The organism is Achromobacter sp. D7-1 (genome assembly GCF_059760445.1).
In genome coordinates, this window is the sequence record NZ_JCBAMT010000003.1 from 81,365 (window position 1) to 97,264 (window position 15,900).

General features: G+C 64.0%; 10 protein-coding genes. All 10 read left to right on the forward strand.

Going from position 1 to position 15,900, the window contains the following annotated elements:
* The first annotated feature begins 92 nt into the window (after positions 1-92).
* On the forward strand, positions 93-1,925 hold the full coding sequence (gene glmS, locus AC6LKD_RS02630; RefSeq protein WP_013390993.1) for a glutamine--fructose-6-phosphate transaminase (isomerizing): 1,833 nt from the start codon (positions 93-95) through the stop codon (positions 1,923-1,925).
* 578 nt (positions 1,926-2,503) lie between these two features.
* Complete coding sequence (locus AC6LKD_RS02635) at positions 2,504-3,763, forward strand: nucleotide sugar dehydrogenase (RefSeq protein WP_080551036.1); 1,260 nt, start codon at positions 2,504-2,506, stop codon at positions 3,761-3,763.
* Between the two features lie 39 nt (positions 3,764-3,802).
* Complete coding sequence (locus AC6LKD_RS02640) at positions 3,803-6,283, forward strand: hypothetical protein (RefSeq protein ID WP_498114965.1); 2,481 nt, start codon at positions 3,803-3,805, stop codon at positions 6,281-6,283.
* Positions 6,280-8,334: a glycosyltransferase gene (locus AC6LKD_RS02645; RefSeq protein WP_498114966.1), complete on the forward strand. Its 2,055-nt coding sequence runs from the start codon at positions 6,280-6,282 to the stop codon at positions 8,332-8,334. The genes AC6LKD_RS02640 and AC6LKD_RS02645 overlap by 4 nt, the downstream gene beginning before the upstream one ends.
* 41 nt (positions 8,335-8,375) lie before the next feature.
* On the forward strand, positions 8,376-9,530 hold the full coding sequence (locus AC6LKD_RS02650; RefSeq protein ID WP_013390997.1) for a polysaccharide biosynthesis/export family protein: 1,155 nt from the start codon (positions 8,376-8,378) through the stop codon (positions 9,528-9,530).
* A 7-nt stretch (positions 9,531-9,537) separates the two neighbouring features.
* Complete coding sequence (locus tag AC6LKD_RS02655; RefSeq protein WP_498114968.1) at positions 9,538-10,878, forward strand: ABC transporter permease; 1,341 nt, start codon at positions 9,538-9,540, stop codon at positions 10,876-10,878.
* Between the two features lie 9 nt (positions 10,879-10,887).
* Positions 10,888-11,604 (forward strand): P-loop NTPase family protein, encoded by a 717-nt coding sequence (locus AC6LKD_RS02660; RefSeq protein WP_013390999.1) that lies wholly within the window; start codon positions 10,888-10,890, stop codon positions 11,602-11,604.
* Entirely contained in the window at positions 11,582-12,757 is a 1,176-nt protein-coding gene (locus AC6LKD_RS02665) for a KpsE/RkpR family capsule polysaccharide export protein (RefSeq protein ID WP_013391000.1), read from the forward strand. Before AC6LKD_RS02660 ends, AC6LKD_RS02665 begins: the two co-directional genes overlap by 23 nt.
* Positions 12,750-14,654, forward strand: a complete 1,905-nt coding sequence (locus AC6LKD_RS02670) for a Vi polysaccharide transport protein VexE (protein WP_498114970.1) — start codon at positions 12,750-12,752, stop codon at positions 14,652-14,654. The genes AC6LKD_RS02665 and AC6LKD_RS02670 overlap by 8 nt, the downstream gene beginning before the upstream one ends.
* A 12-nt stretch (positions 14,655-14,666) precedes the next feature.
* Entirely contained in the window at positions 14,667-15,875 is a 1,209-nt protein-coding gene (locus AC6LKD_RS02675) for a pectate lyase family protein (protein ID WP_013391002.1), read from the forward strand.
* The last annotated feature ends 25 nt before the right edge of the window (positions 15,876-15,900 follow it).

Consider the following 15,900-nt stretch of genomic DNA (forward strand, 5'->3'; position numbering starts at 1 on the left):
TTAACTTCCATTTATTGTTCCATAAAGAAATCTAATTTCTTTCAGGCACAAGCACAATGCGTCGGTACACGAACTTACCGGAGCACCCTCCTATGTGCGGCATTGTTGGCGCCGTCGCCCAGCGCGACATCACCCCGATCCTCGTTGAAGGCCTCAAGCGCCTTGAATACCGCGGCTACGACTCTTGCGGCGTCGCCGTCTACGCCGACGGCCATCTGCGCCGCACGCGCAGCACGCAACGCGTGGCCGAACTGGCCGAGCAGGTCGCGCAGGACAAGGTGCAGGGCTTCACCGGCATCGCCCACACCCGCTGGGCCACCCATGGCGTGCCGGCCACGCACAACGCCCACCCGCACTTCTCGCGCCTGGGCAACGACGAGCCGCGCATCGCCCTGGTCCACAACGGCATCATCGAGAACCACGACGAACTGCGCGCCGAGCTGCAGGCCGTGGGCTACGTCTTCGAAAGCCAGACCGACACCGAAGTGATCGCGCACCTGGTCAACCACCTGTACGCCGGCGACCTGTTCGAAGCCGTGCAGAATGCAGTGCGCCGCCTGCATGGCGCCTACGCCATCGCCGTGTTCTGCCGCGACGAGCCGCACCGCGTGGTCGGCGCGCGCCAAGGCTCGCCGCTGGTCGTGGGCGTGGGCCAGAACGAGAACTTCCTGGCTTCCGACGCGCTGGCCCTGGCCGGCACCACCGACCAGATCATCTATCTGGAAGACGGCGACGTCGTCGACCTGCAACTCTCGCGCGTCTGGATCGTGGACGCCAACGGCAAGAACGTGGACCGCGAAGTCCACACCGTGCACGTGCATACCGGCGCGGCCGAACTTGGCCCCTACCGCCACTACATGCAGAAGGAAATCTTCGAACAACCGCGCGCCGTCGGCGACACGCTGCAGGACATCGAATCCATCACGCCCGAACTGTTCGGCGACCAGGCCTACAAGATCTTCAAGGACATCGATTCCCTGCTGATCCTGGCTTGCGGCACCAGCTACTACGCCGGCCTGACCGCCAAGTACTGGATCGAATCCGTTGCCAAGATCCCCGTGGCGGTGGAAATCGCCAGCGAATACCGCTACCGCGACAGCGTGCCCAACCCGCGTTCGCTGGTGGTCACCATCTCGCAGTCTGGTGAAACCGCCGACACCCTGGCCGCGCTGAAGCACGCCCGTTCGCTGGGCATGGAAAACACGCTGACCATCTGCAACGTGTCCACCAGCGCCATGGTGCGCGAGTGCAAGCTGTCGTACATCACGCGCGCCGGCGTCGAGATCGGCGTGGCCTCCACCAAGGCCTTTACCACCCAGCTGACGGCCCTGTTCCTGCTGACGCTGACCTTGGCCCAGGTGCGCGGCCACCTCACCGAAGAGCAGGAAGCCGAGCACCTGAAGGCGCTGCGCCACCTGCCCGTGGCCATCGGTTCGGTGCTGGCCCTGGAGCCGCAGATCATGGCCTGGGCCGACCGCTTCGCCTCCAAGGAAAACGCCCTGTTCCTGGGCCGCGGCATGCACTATCCGATCGCCCTGGAAGGCGCGCTCAAGCTCAAGGAAATCAGCTACATCCACGCCGAAGCCTACCCGGCCGGCGAACTCAAGCACGGCCCGCTGGCCCTGGTGACCGAGCACATGCCCGTCGTCACCATCGCGCCCAAGGACGAGCTGCTGGAAAAGCTGAAGTCCAACATGCAGGAAGTGCGCGCCCGCGGCGGCGAGCTGTACGTCTTCGCCGACGCCGACAGCAAGATCCAGAGCGCCGAGGGCATGCACGTGATCCGCATGCCCGAAAACTACGGCAAGCTCTCGCCCATCCTGCACACCATCCCGCTGCAACTGCTGTCGTATCACACGGCATGCGCGCGAGGCACGGACGTGGACAAACCGCGTAATCTGGCCAAGAGCGTGACGGTCGAGTAAGGCCGCCTGCAATTGAGCAAAAAGCCCACCGCGCGCGGTGGGCTTTTTTCATTTGCGGGGCCGCGTGTGCGAATACTTACTATGGCGGTAGCGGGAGTCAGGCTTTGTTATGTCTGAATAATGACTGTATCCAGGCTGTTTTGGAATATGACATGCCCCTGGGTCATTAATAAATAACTCCTTGTGGCTATTATGTTTTTTCATTTTGGTTAAACCGGACCAAGAAAAACCCTTTTATATATTTGCTAACATTCTCAAGATCGCCCCATGTTGCGGTCCATGTAATGAATGTAATTGTTTGAGGGATTTCCCTGGGTTTATTGCGGCGAATCTGATTTATTTCAACAGCGATAAAAATATTTAGAAAGAAATTCGCTGTCTACGCCCCGTACGATTCGTTGGCTCGTCGTTTGGCACGTCTAAACACGTATCGAGCTGTAAACATTCTTAAGCAATACGCCCGCCCGAACCGGGGCAAACATATTCGATTCCGCATCGATTTCCTGTCCCCGGGCGTCAATTTCTAGTGTCCACGACACGACGAAACAGTGAGGTCCCCCGTGGTAAAGAGAATCGCAGTGTGTGGCCTTGGATATGTCGGCCTGCCCGTAGCCGTCGCATTTTCCAAGCGCTTTGATGTCATCGGCTTTGACGTGGACAAGCGCAGAATCGCACGGCTGAAAGAGGGTGATGACTGGACTGGCGAGATCGAACGCGACGTGTTGCTTGCCTCTCCCATGCAGTTCACCGATCAGGTATCGGAGCTGGAAAACTGCGATTTCTTCGTAGTGGCCGTTCCGACCCCAGTGGACGAAAAGAACAACCCGGATTTTTCGCTGCTGGTGCGTGCGTGCCGTTCGATCGGTCCCGTGCTGCGTCCCGGTTGCATTGTCGTTTTCGAATCCACCGTCCATCCCGGCGCCACCGAGGAAATCTGCGGACCGGAACTGGAGAAAATCTCCGGCCTGCGCTGCGGCGTCGATTTCAAGCTGGGCTACAGCCCCGAGCGGATCAACCCGGGCGACCGTGAGCATCCGCTGGAGAAGATCGTCAAGATCGTGTCCGGCCAGGACGAGGAATCGCTGGAAATCATTGCCGGCGTCTACGAGAAGATCATCGACGCGGGCGTGCACCGCGCCTCCTCCATCAAGGTCGCCGAAGCCGCCAAGGTGCTGGAGAACACGCAGCGCGACATCAACATCGCGTTGATGAACGAGATGTCGAAGATCTGCGACCTGGTCGGCATCCGCACCTCGGAAGTGCTGGCGGCCGCCGGTACCAAGTGGAACTTCCTCAAGTTCTCGCCCGGCCTGGTGGGCGGCCACTGCATCGGCGTCGACCCGTACTACCTGACCTCCAAGGCGCAGGAACTGGGCTATCACCCTGAGGTCATCCTGTCGGGCCGCCGCATCAATGACGGCATGGCCAGCCACGTCGCCTCGCGCGTGGTCCAGACGCTGGCCCGCAACGGCCGCCTCAATGCCACGACCCGCGTCGGCATCCTGGGCATGACGTTCAAGGAAAACGTGCCCGATATCCGCAACTCCAAGGTGGTCGATCTCTACAAGGCCCTGGGCGCATACGGCATCACTCCGGTCGCCTGCGACCCGATGGTCGATCCGGAGCAGATGGAGCACGAGTACGGCATCAAGCTCGTGGAACGCGACCAGTTCCGCGACATGGACGTGCTGATCCTGGCGGTGCCGCACCGCGAAACCATGGACTCCATCTGGGACGACATGCCGGCTCTGGTCAAGAGCGGCGGCATGGTGTGCGACCTGAAGTCCGTGCTGGACAGCAAACGGCTTCAGTCTGACCTCCTGTACTGGACTCTTTAAGTTCAGGCTCACTATCGATCACTAGAGGAGAGCCTCCGAATGGCTGCTTTTACCACCGCTCCGATTGGAACCTGCCGCATCCATACGCCGCTGCGCGATGCCGTGGGCCGCTACCCGATCAAGCTGCAACTCGGGCGCAACTACGGTTTCGTGCACACCAGCGCCGAGGCGCTGCAGCAGGCGCGATTCATGTTCGGCCAGGGCGACATCCCTGCCGACGTCCAGCGCGTGATCTTCCGGCCCTCGAATGGCGAGCAGGCGCGCAAAGGCGCCCACAAGCCGGCTGACCTCTATGTGGTCGAACTGTCGTCGCGCAAGCTGCTGGCCATAGACGGCTATCCGATCCAGTCCAATTACCTGGTGCGCTACTTCAGCGAGTTCTTCGCCGACCGCACGCGCACCCGGATGTTCTGGTCCATGGCCCATGCCGACCGCCTGGCCGAGCGGCGCGCGCTGCTGGATCAAGACCCGGTCTTCAAGGGACTCACGCCGGAAGACCGCGACCTGCTCGCCCGCATCGTCAAGCGCGATCAGACGGACGAGGAGATCGAGCAGGAAATGAACCAGCTGGTCGAACTGCTGGGCCGCGACAAGGTGGTGTTCGTCACCCACGTCAATGCCCTGACGCCGGACAATGCGCCCATCGAACAGCGCCAGCAGCTGATCGCCGCGGTGGCGGCCAGCGCGCAGCGCATCGGCGTGCCTTGCTACGACCCCACGCCGCTGATGAACAAGATCGGCCAGGGCGACGCGATGGAAAATGGCGGACTCGACCTGACCCATTACACGCCGGCCTTTGCCGAACGCCTGTGCGCCGAGTGGTTCAAGACCTATATGCGTCCGCGCATGGATGCCTCGACGACGCAGCCTTCCGCGCCCAAGCTTGCCGCCGACGAAAGCGCGGACCGCATCGAAAAGCTCTGGGACTCGGGACAACTGCGCGAAGCCTCGCGTCGTGTGCGCGAAGTGCTGCGCCGCCACCCCGGCCTGCCGGATCACACGCTGCTGTTTGCGCGCATCCAGGAAGAACTGGGCGACTATGAAGGCTCGCTGGCGCTGCTGGGCAGCGCCGATGGTGCGATGGCTTCCGGCAGCAAGGCCGAGCAGATCCTGATGCGCAACCAGTTCAAGCTGGGACGCCATGACGTCGCGTACTCGCTCGCCGCCGGCCTGCTGGGCGATGAGATCGAAACCCCGGAAATCGTGCGCATCGCGGCATTTTCCGCTGGACATCTGGGCTACGTGGACGAGGCCCTGGGCAATTGGAAGCAGCTGTTCCGCATTTCTTCCCCGCAAGATGCGGTAGCCGTGGAAGCCGCCGACACGGTGCTCGCGCTGCTGCAGGCCAGTGGCGACATGGAAGCCGCCATACGTTGGGTCAACGAGGTACGCGCGGTCATGCCCACGCACGGCCGCGGCTTTGCGATGCTGTGGCGCGACCGCTTGCTGGCTGGCGACCGCGTCGGACTGCGCAACATGGCGTCCGAATCGCCCGCGCTCAATGACATCCAGGTTCTCGAACTCGTCAAGGAAGCGTCTTGGCGCGGCTGCATCATGGCAGCGGCCACGCTGGCCGTCTCGTGCAAGCTGGCAAACAGCGAGCAGGAGGATATCGGTTCCTGGCTGAAGTCGCAGTCGCAGGCATGGGCCGACGAAGGCGATCGAGCCCTGGAAGAAGGGCGTTTGCGCGACGCCGCGGAGCGCATCTGCGCGCACCGTCTGCTGACGCCGGATGCCCTGGCCGGTGTGCGCGCACAACGTGCATTCGAGCGCGCCATGCGCCTGGGCGTGCGCGCCGCGCTGGTGGCGGGCAATCACAAGGAAGTCATCGACCTGACCGATATCGCGCTGGACACCCAGATCGATTTCCCCGAACTGCACACCATGCGCGGCCGCGCGGCTGACGCATTGGGAGACAAGCAGACCGCCATGCGGCACCTCGAGCAGGCGGCGGCAGGCGATGCCGCCCCGTTCAGCACGAAGCTGCATTTTGCGCGTGTGGCCTTCAATGGCGGCTGGTACGGCGAAGCCATCGACGCCTACAAGACGGTGCTGGGCCACGAGGGCGCCGACCAGAGCGCCCGCGACGAGGCCGAGCGTCAGCTTGGCAGGCTCGGACCGCGCGCCATCCGGGGCGCCCGCGAGATCCTGTCCGCGGGCGATCACCAGGCTGCCTGGAACCTGCTGGACCGCGTGGCGCAATCGTGGCCCGCAATGACGGAAGTCGACCACGAGAAGCGGCGCATCCTCGCCGTGCTGTACGCGGAATCGCGCGCGCTGGATCCGGCAAGCACGACCGAGCGCCTTGCCCTGGGCGAACGCATCGTGAAGCTGGTGCCGGATGATCCCATCGGCTTGCGCCTGGCCGCCGTGGGCGCCATGCGCCTGCACCGCTTCGAGCAGGCTCTGCCGTATTGGCGCAAGTTGCAGGAACGTTCAGAGAATCCGGCGCAGTTCGATCACTACATTCAGCGCTGCCAGGTTTGGATCGAGAAGATCAATCGGAGGAAGGCAGCATGAATCCGCCATTGATTGCCGAGCTAGCGGCGGCTGCGTCCGACCTGAAAGCGGTGCAAGCCCAATTGGAAGAGATCGTCACGGCGTCGGTGCGGGTTCAAGTGGCGCAGGAAAACCTGGCCCGCGCTCAGACGCTCGCGGGCGACCACGTGGCCGACTCCAAGGTCCGCTTCCTGCTGCTCAGGCTGAAGGAAGCGGCGGGCCTGAACGAAGGCATGGCTCAGCAGTGGGCCACGCTGCTGGAAGAGTGCCCGGAGGACTTCCTGATCGTCCGCTACTGCGCGACCCGGCTGGTGAAGGAACGGAAGATCGATGAGGCGTTGTCCCTGGTCGATCGCCATCTGCCGCCGTCGACGCAGAACCCCGACCGCTTGTTCTCGCGCGCCAAGCTGCTTAGCGACATCCGCGCGCACGAGCAGTCCGACGCGCTGTTCCGCCGCTTGATATCGGAGAACACCGATCGCAGCATGCGTGTCGAGTTCGCCAAACGCCTGCGCAAGCGCGGCCTGCTGGCCGATGCGTTCGACGCCATCGCGCCCGTCATGAAGCACCTGACGCCCGGCAGCAAGGCGGCGGAACTGGCTAACGAGCTGGCCAGCGACTATGCCTTCTACCAGCGCTTCGAGTCTGAAGAGGGACTGATCGGCAAGGACGTCAGGATCGTGTCGATGAAGCATGCGATCCTGCACTTCCGTGACCGCCAGATCGTCGAGCAGTCGGCGGAGAAGCCGGTGTCGGTGGCACTGGTAACGGGCAGCCTCGGGCCCGGCGGCGCCGAGCGCCAGCTGACGCGGCTTGCAGGCGAATTGACCCGTCTGGCGGAGTCTCCCGAGCGCCGTCCGGCCGATGTCATCATGATGCCGAAGAAAGTGGAAGTCATGGTGAAGCAGCACACCGAACCCGCCGGCTCCACCAAGAAGCAGGGGCTGGACTTTTTCCTGCCTGTGCTGGTGAAGGCGCAGATCCAGGTCACGGAAATCAACAAGCTGCCGGCGGTGTCGGTGGCGCATCAAGCCGTTCCCGAGGGCAGTCTGAGTCGTCTGCTGGAGCAATTGCCGCCTCCGGTGCACTACGGCGTTACGCGGCTGGCGCCGGTGCTGCGGGCCAACCCCTTCGATGTGGTGAGCTTGTGGCAAGACGGCACCTGCCTGTTCGGCGCGCTGGCCGCGCTGCTGGCTGGCGCCCCGACCATACACCTGGTCTTCCGCGGGTTGCCGCCCAACATCCGAAAGGACCGCTTCCGCGAAGAATATCCCGAGCTGTACCAGGCCCTGGCCCAGGTTCCCGGCGTGGTATTCGTGAGCAATAGCTGCAAGGCCGCGGAAGCCTACGCGGAATGGCTGGGCATCCCGATCACGCGTTTCCACATCCTGTACAACGGCGTGCCGGATCTGGCGACCGACGCTTCGGCGGCGGACGAGGAAAAGTGGAAGGCTTTCCACGAGAGCACCACCGATGCCACGGAGACCATCGGCGGCGTGTTCCGCCTGGAGCCGGACAAGCGGCCTCAGTTGTGGATCAAGCTGGCGGCGATGTACCTGAAGGATAGGCCGCAGGCGCGCTTCGTCATCGTGGGCGACGGACGCCTGCGCGAGAACATCGAGGCGCTGGCCGAAGAACTCAACGTGACGGACAGGCTCTTGCTGGTCGGTCTTTCCAACCACGTGGGCTATTGGTATTCGCAAATGGACGCCAGCGTCCTGCTGTCGCGCTACGAAGGCCTGCCCAACGTGCTGATCGAAGCCCAGTTGGTGGGCGTGCCGGTGATATCGACGCCCGCCGGCGGCGCCGGCGAGTGCTTTGTGGAGAACGAGACCGGCCACCTGCTCAGCTGCGTCGATCACCCGGATCTGCACGAGGCATGCGAGAAAGTCGCCTCCATGGTGGACCAGGTGCGCGACAACGAGCAATTGAGGGAGCACAGCCGCCACCGGGCGCAGAAGCTGTTCTCGCTCGATGCCATGCTGACCAAGTTCATGGGCTTGTGCATGCCCGTGGTGTCCGAGAACGACGAACGCATGGATATCGAGCCCATGCGCCTGATGCAAGCTTGATTGGCATTCGGCCAATCAAGCTGCTGAAACGAAAGGATCCTATGCATATGTACGTCCCGGGTTCAGGGCTGCGGCGCAAAGCAGCCCTGACCATGGTGGTTCTTGCCACGTTGACTCTTGCGGGGTGCCAGCTGCCCCGTTCCGGCCCCATGTTGAGCGAAATGACGGGCGCGCACGACGACAAGGATGTCATCGTGATGCCCGCGTCGCGCGAACTGGTGCAGGCCAGCCGGGTGCCCGACGTGGCCGACTTTCCGGTGCGTTACCGCGATCTCACGCAGGCCGGATTCGACCGCCTGGTTCCCGGCGACGGCATCAACGTGAAGGTGTGGGAACGCGGTGGGCTGGGCGTGTTCGCGGCGGATCCGTCCGGCGTGAGCGACCTGGGCAACCAGGAGATAAATTCGGCGGGGAACGTGAGTTTCCCCATCCTTGGAAAATTCCAGGCCGCCGGCATGACCCTGGCGCAGCTGCATGACGCCGTCGTGGCGCGCCTGGCCAGGCTGGTGGTCGGCGCCGACGTCAGCGTGACGCGCGCCGCGGATGCGCGCGGGCAGATGGTGACCGTGCAGGGCAACCTGACCAAGCCCGGCATGTATGCCATCACGCAGACCTCCCAGCGCCTGAGCAGCGCGCTGGCGCAGGCCGCGCCGGTGCAAACGAATCCCGAACAGCTCGTCATCAGCCTGCGCCGCGACAACCAGGTAGCGTCGGTGCGGCTGTCGGATATCTACCGCAACCAGAACAACGACATCCTGCTGCGAGCCGGCGACGTCATCACCGCCTATGACTCGAAGGAGTATCTGACCGTGTTGGGCGCGGCTGGCAACCAGGGGCGCGTGGCCATCAGCAAACGCAACTACAGCGTGCTGGACGCGCTGGCGGATTCCAAGGGCCTGGACGACAAGCTGGCGGATCCGCGTTCCGTATTCCTGTTCACGCCCGCCAAGGCCGGTGTCGAGGGCAAGCCGGACCTGCTGCCGGTGGTCTACCAGTTCGACCTGACGCGTCCGGAGCAGGTGGCGCTGGCGCGCGAGTTCACCGTGCATGAAGGCCAGGCCATCTACATCTCCGATGCGCCGTTCACGCAGGTGCAGAAGGTCTTGTCGGCGTTCCGCGTCACGATGAGTGCCGGCTTCAGCGCCACGCGTGCCATCGACAGCGATTCGGGCGGCTCGTCCGGCATAAGCCAATAGCGTGTCGATGAGCAACGAGGACAGGATCAAGGGCTGGCGTTCGCGCCGGAAGGACAGCAGTTACGCAGTGGGATCCGGCGTCGCGGCCTGGCGCCTGGATCCGGCGGCATTGTTTGAAGCAAAGGCCCCGCCGGCCGTTCTGCTCAAGCCGCTGGTCGCGCGCCTGGAGGGCGAGCCGCACGATTCCGTGGCGGCCCGGCGGGCGGTGTACGAGGCGGTGCAGGCGGAGCTGGATGCGGAAATCTTGCGCGGTGATGTCGACGAGACGCTGGCCGATTTTTCGCGGCGGCGTTTGCGCGTCATCGTGCGTCTGCTTGAAATGGACATCCGCGACGGCCTCGATGTGTTCGCGCCGGGCTACATGCCGGCGAAGCTGGTGGCGGAAGACGAACGCCTGGCCGCGGCGCATGCGCGGCGCGTGGAGCGCAGGAAGCAGGACGAGGCGCGCGAAGCGCGCCGCCACGCCTCGCGCAACGACATCGCGCTGGAAGTCGAGGTTTCGCAGGACGAGGCCGGTGATCTCGCGATATTGCGGGATCGCCTGCAAGGCCTGCATGAGGGGCATGATCCGAGCCACTCCGTGAAGGTCCGGCCAGTCGGCCGCACGCTGTTGGCGATGTTCATCTATCAGCTGCGTGTCATGCACGGCGAGAGCCGGATCGCGCTGGTTTGGGCGCTGGTAGGGCCGGTCGTGCTGCTGACGCTGATCTCGTCGCTGTACATCCTGATGGGCACGCACTACATCATGGGCATGGATGTGCAGACATTCTCGCTGCTGGGCGCGACGACCTGGATCATGTTCCGGCAAATTGTCTTCCGCAGCAGCACGGCCTATGTGTCGGCGCGCGGTTTGCTGAATTTCCAGGGCGTCACGCCATTGATGTGCGCGCTGGTGCAGGCGTTCATCTACGTGTCGGTGTATCTGGTGGTGTTCCTGGTGCTGATCAGCGCAGGCCACGCGTTGGAGCTGATCACGCTGCCCAAGAGTTGGTCCGGGTTCCTGCTTTACGTGGTGCTGATGGGGTGTTTCGGGGTGGCGCTGGGCCTGCTGTTCGGTTCGATCGCGACCTTCTGGCATTTCTTTCTCAGGCTGGCGCCGATCATAGAACGCTTTCTGCAGATTTTCGCAGCCGTGTTCTTTGTCTCGGAGCAGTTGCCGGAGAACCTGCGTCCCTGGATGCTGTGGCTGCCGTTGGCGCATGGCATGCAGTTGCTGCGCTCGGCCTATTTCGAGGCCTACACCTCGCATGATGCGAGCTTGGGGTATTTCCTGACCTCTTTGGTTTTCTTGATGGTGCTTGCATTGGCGGCCGAACGTCTGGCCCGTCCCAATGTCCAGCCGATGTGAGGCAAGTAGATGATCCATTTCAATGGCGTCACTGACGAGCCCTATGCATTCGGAAGCAGGCAAGCGCTGCTTTCCAATGTCGATCTCGCGATCCCGGTCGGGCGCTATGCGCTGCTGTCGCCCGCGCCCGAGCTGCATCGTCAGATCGTTGACGTGCTGTGCGGGCTGCGTCCGCCTCGCCAGGGCTTCGTCAAGCACGACGGCAACGTCTCCTGGGCCATCGGCCGGCAGGGCTTCATCCGCGGCAAGGCCAACGGCCTGAGCATGATCGACTTCGTCAGCGAGATGTACGAGATCGACGCGGATGCCACGCACGAACTGGTCGCCGACCTGGTCAGCGATCCCAGGACCCTGGCCAAGCCCATGGAGCATTGGCCGCTCTACGCGCGGCAGGAATTCTCCTTTGCGCTGGCGTTGGCGCCAGCGTTCGACGTCTATGTGATCGAAGGGGCCATCCCCTTCGAGCCTTGCCGTTTCACCCGCCTGTGGCTGGCTCTTTTCGAAGAGCGGCTGGTTGGCCGGACACTCATTCTTTCCAGTTATCGCCAGAATCAGTTGGCGGACTATTGCTTCAAGGGTTTGATTTATGAACGAAGCGCGCTCAGCATCGAAGACGACCTCGACCAGTGCATCCGCAAGTATCCTCCGCGACGATCAAGGAGCGAATCCGGCACAGGCGACGACGTCTTCGGAGGCGGCTTCGATGAGGGCGGAATCGGCCTCTGAGGGCAGGTCCGAAATCGAACGCCGCCGCCGCGAGCGCCAATCGGCGCTGCGTGAGCGGCGCCGCCATCGCTGGATCAACACGCTCATGGTGCTGGCGCCGGTGGTGTGCGCCCTGATCTATGTTTCTCTGTTTGCCACGCCGCGCTACGAGGCCGAGTCGCGCTTCTTCGTGCAGTCAGCCTCCGGCCAGCAAGGCGGCGGTGGCGCGGCGGCCAGCCTCCTGACCACGGGCAACGCGGGCGGCATGCTGGGCGGCTTCGTGGACGGATGGGCGGTCGCCGATTTTCTCAAGTCGCGCGACGCCATGCAGCAGCTCGACAAGAAGGTCGGGCTGCGCCAGTACTTGATCCGCGCGGGCATGGATCCGATAAACCATCTGGCCGAGGATTCCAGCGAGGACGATCTCTTCCGCGCCTACCAGGCTTCGGTGAAGGTGTCCTTCAACGCGCTGGAGCAGATCGACGTGCTGCGCGTGAGCGCGTTTTCGTCGGAGGACGCCGCGATTCTGTCCAGGGCGCTCATCGAGCTGGCCGAGAACTTCGTCAGCTCCATGAACGAAAAGGGCGTCGCCGACAAACTGAAAGTGAGCGAGGAGGCAGTGAAGCTCGCGGAGCAGAAGGCGCTTGCCGCCAGAGAGACGCTGACCGCGTGGCGCACCACCCATGGCAACATCGACCCCACCGCCACGGTGACGATGCTGCTGAACCTCTCCAGCCAGTTGGAAGGTGAGCTCAACACCGCACAGATCAATCTCGACAAGATCCGCGCGCTGGGCAACAAGGACCATTTCATGCTGCGGCCCGCCGAGATGCAGGTGACGTCCCTGAAAAAGCGGATTGCGGCGGTGCGTCAGCGCCTGAGCGGCGGCGGCAACACGGAAGCGAAGCAGCTCAAATCCTATGAAGCGCTGAGGAATGCCCAGGTGTTCGCGGATTCGAACCTGACCCTGGCGCAGCAGACCTACCAGCAGGCCATGACCGACACGCTGCGCCTGCAGCGCTACCTGTCCATCATTGCGCAGCCGGTGCCGACGGACCGCCCGAGCAGTCCGCGCACGGGAATCCTGTTGCTGCAGGCGCTGGCGCTGGGCTTTGTGCTGATGTTCATCGCGCGTGTGGCGATGGCTTTGTTGAGGGGATTGCGTCATGGTTGATATGGCAATTGCGGATCGTCCTGTCGGAGTCGACGCCACGGCGCGCTTGCGCGATCTGATCAAGCAGATTCATTCGTCGCCCGAGCCGCTGAATGAAATGCCCGCGCTGGAGCCGGCGCTGCGGCAGGCGGCCGACGGCTGGCGCGATGCGCGCCGCCTGCTGGTTTCTCCCCTGGTGCGGGAGGGCAAGCTGGCCGCGGCCATTGCCGCGCTGGAGATCATGGTCGCGGTCTATCCCGCGCGCGCCGACGAGCGGCGCCTGCTCGCCAGCCTCTTCGGCCGCACCGAGCAATGGGATCGCGCCATCGCCGAGGCGGACGCCGCCGCCGGCATCGAGCCCGGCGCCGCGGCCCTGCATGCGGCGCGCATCCAGTTGCGCGTGCAGGCCGGCCGGACGGCCGAGGCTGCCGAGGTCGCCCGCGCGACCAGGAGCATGGCGGAAAACGAGCCCGGCGAAGCCCATGCCTGGCTGATGGCCTTCGTGCGCAATGGCGACGCGGCAGAGGCGGCGGACATGGCGGCGGCGCTGGACCCGCGCGAACTGCCCAACGAGCGCGTGGCGACGATGGGCGTGCGCGCCCTGCTGGAAGACGGCAGGGTGGAGGCGGCGATCCGGTTCGGCGATGCGGCCTTGGGCGCGGGCCACGATTGCGCTGTCTTGCGCTCGTCCCTGGGGCTGGCGCATTTGCGGCGCGGCAACGAGGACGACCGCAAGGTGCATGCGCTGGCGCATTTCGAGGCCGGCCTGAACGCGGCGCCTGCGGACGTGAGGCTCTTGACGTTGCATGGCGAGACCCTGCTGCGCGCTGGACGCTACAAGGAGGCCCTGGCGCCGCTGAAGCAGGCTGTTGATCTGGCGCCGGATCTGGAGCAGACGCGGGCCTTCTATGCGCGCGCCTTGCGCTATACGCTGCAGTACGACGCCGCGGCCGACCAGATGATGCATCTGCTGGAGAAATCGCCGGAGAAGCCGCTCTGGCAGCGCGCGACCATCAGCGCGCTGTCGCAGGCCGGGCGCAAGCAGGAGGCCGAGACACTGTTCGGGAAATACGTCGCGCAACGCGGCCAGCGGCTGCCGGCGACTTTCCAGGAGGCCATGGCGCAGCTGGAGGAGCGGCTGCCTACCGCCCCTATTCCGCAGGCGCGCCTGGACTGGGCCTGGTCGATGCGCGGCGACACCAGCATCGACCGTGCGCAATGGGAGCGTCGCGCGCGCTGGGGCCATCTGGTGGACCACCTGCTGTTCGACTGGCTTGAATGCCGCGAAGAGAGCGTCGAAGAGGCGATGCAGGTGCTGGGAGAACTCGATACCGGCGAGCGCTTCTTTGCGCCGCTGCTGGCCGCCGGCAAGGGGGTGGTGGTCGCCACGGCGCACGTCGGCCCCATGTATGCCGGACTGATGGCGCTGGAACTGGTGGGCATCCCGTCGCGCTGGCTGGCGACCGCGCCCAGCATTGCGCAGAGCAGTTATTCCGCTGCCCTGATCTCCACGGCGGACCAGACCGAGGCGCAGGTCGCCAAGGCCTGCATGCGGGCGCTGAGCTCGGGCTATGTGCTGTGCCTGGCCATAGATGGGGCCGCCAATCCGGCGGCGCCGCGCACCACCTTCGAAGGGCAGGAAGTAACGTATTCCAGCTTCGCGTCGCACCTGGCGCATCGCATGGGCGTGCCCTCGGTGTTCTACGCGCCGCGCTGGGAGAACGGCCACGTCGCCTATACGCTGGAGATGCTGCCCGCACCCCAGCCCGGCGAGGACGCCGATGCGTACTCCCTGCGCTGGCAGCAGGCCTATTTTGAACGGCTGAGGGAGCACGTGGCCGGTCCCCCGGAAAACCTGCGCCTGAGCGGAGGCATCTGGCGCCACGTCACCGCCGCGGACCGGTCCGCGCAGCAATAGGAGCCAATGCCGATGAAGGCTGCAATCAAAACCGCGCATTGGCTGTTCGCCCTGGCTGTTCTGTACGGCGGGGCGGCCGCTGCCAGCGAAGCGTGCAAGAGCCCGGACGAGCACTGTCCGTCCATTGCGGCGCTGCTGCAGCAGCGCGAGGGCTACGGTGCGCAGGCCACGGGCGGCTTGGGCGGCAAGTTCATCGACGTCACGTCCGATCAGGACTCGGGCCCTGGGACGCTGCGCGCCGCGCTGGCGCAGGCGAAGAAAGGCCCCACGTGGATCCGCTTCGCGTCCGACATGACCATCGTCCTGGATACGCAGCTGCGCGTGCCGTCGAACACGACGATAGACGGGCGCGGCAAACGCGTCACGCTGATCGACGACGGGCTGGGCGTGTATGGCAGCAAGAACGTCATCCTTACGCATCTGACGATAGACGGGCGCCTGTCGCGGCTGACGCAAGCCGTGAACGTGGCCAACAACAGCCGCGACGTGTGGGTCGACCACATGGATCTTTCGCGCATGTCGGACCGGCTGCTGAACGTGAAGAACGGTTCTACCGATGTCACGATTTCATGGACCAAGTTCCATAATTCGAACAAGGTCATGCTGCTCAACAACATTACCTCGAAGAACCTCTACGCCAACTACGACCGCGATTCGATTGCGCGAGTGACACTGCACCACAATTATTTCCTCAACACCGTGCAGCGCAATCCCCGCGCGCAGTTCGGCACTTTCCACCTCTTCAACAATCTGCTGGAAGACTGGGATTTCTACGGCATGAGTTTCAGCCTGGAGGCCCGCGCGCTGGTCGAAGGCAATATCTTCAAGAACTCCACGCAACGCAAATGCGTGGAGCCCGAGTTCTTTCCGACGGTGGAAGGAATCAACGTGAACTACTGCCACTACATTCCCATCGCCGCCAAGCGCAGCGCGCTGGAAAACGGTGAATCCGACCGCGGCGCCTACGAGAAACTGAAGTCCGAGCATGGCTACACGCGCGACTACAAGGCCTTCCTGCGCTTGAAGGACAATCTGTATCTGGGCGATGCGAAGCCGGTGCTGCAGGATTACCGGGCCGAGTCCGCGCCGACGCCGCCGTATTGCTACGGTTATGAAAAGCCGACGCCGGAGCTGGCGGAAAAGATTCGCAAGTTCGCGGGGAATACGGGCGGCGATACGCCGTTGCCAGCTTCCAGGCTCGGATCGGGTTGCCCTGGCTGAGCTTGCCTGGATGGCGGGCCTGCGC

Excerpts from the sequence above, each read along its gene's own strand:
- AC6LKD_RS02660 (WP_013390999.1), top strand. The coding sequence starts at position 10,888 with ATGATCCATTTCAATGGCGTCACTGACGAGCCCTATGCATTCGGAAGC.
- AC6LKD_RS02670 (WP_498114970.1), top strand. The coding sequence starts at position 12,750 with ATGGTTGATATGGCAATTGCGGATCGTCCTGTCGGAGTCGACGCCACG.
- AC6LKD_RS02645 (WP_498114966.1), top strand. The coding sequence starts at position 6,280 with ATGAATCCGCCATTGATTGCCGAGCTAGCGGCGGCTGCGTCCGACCTG.
- AC6LKD_RS02655 (WP_498114968.1), top strand. The coding sequence starts at position 9,538 with ATGAGCAACGAGGACAGGATCAAGGGCTGGCGTTCGCGCCGGAAGGAC.
- AC6LKD_RS02640 (WP_498114965.1), top strand. The coding sequence starts at position 3,803 with ATGGCTGCTTTTACCACCGCTCCGATTGGAACCTGCCGCATCCATACG.
- AC6LKD_RS02665 (WP_013391000.1), top strand. The coding sequence starts at position 11,582 with ATGAGGGCGGAATCGGCCTCTGAGGGCAGGTCCGAAATCGAACGCCGC.
- glmS (WP_013390993.1), top strand. The coding sequence starts at position 93 with ATGTGCGGCATTGTTGGCGCCGTCGCCCAGCGCGACATCACCCCGATC.
- AC6LKD_RS02675 (WP_013391002.1), top strand. The coding sequence starts at position 14,667 with ATGAAGGCTGCAATCAAAACCGCGCATTGGCTGTTCGCCCTGGCTGTT.
- AC6LKD_RS02650 (WP_013390997.1), top strand. The coding sequence starts at position 8,376 with ATGCATATGTACGTCCCGGGTTCAGGGCTGCGGCGCAAAGCAGCCCTG.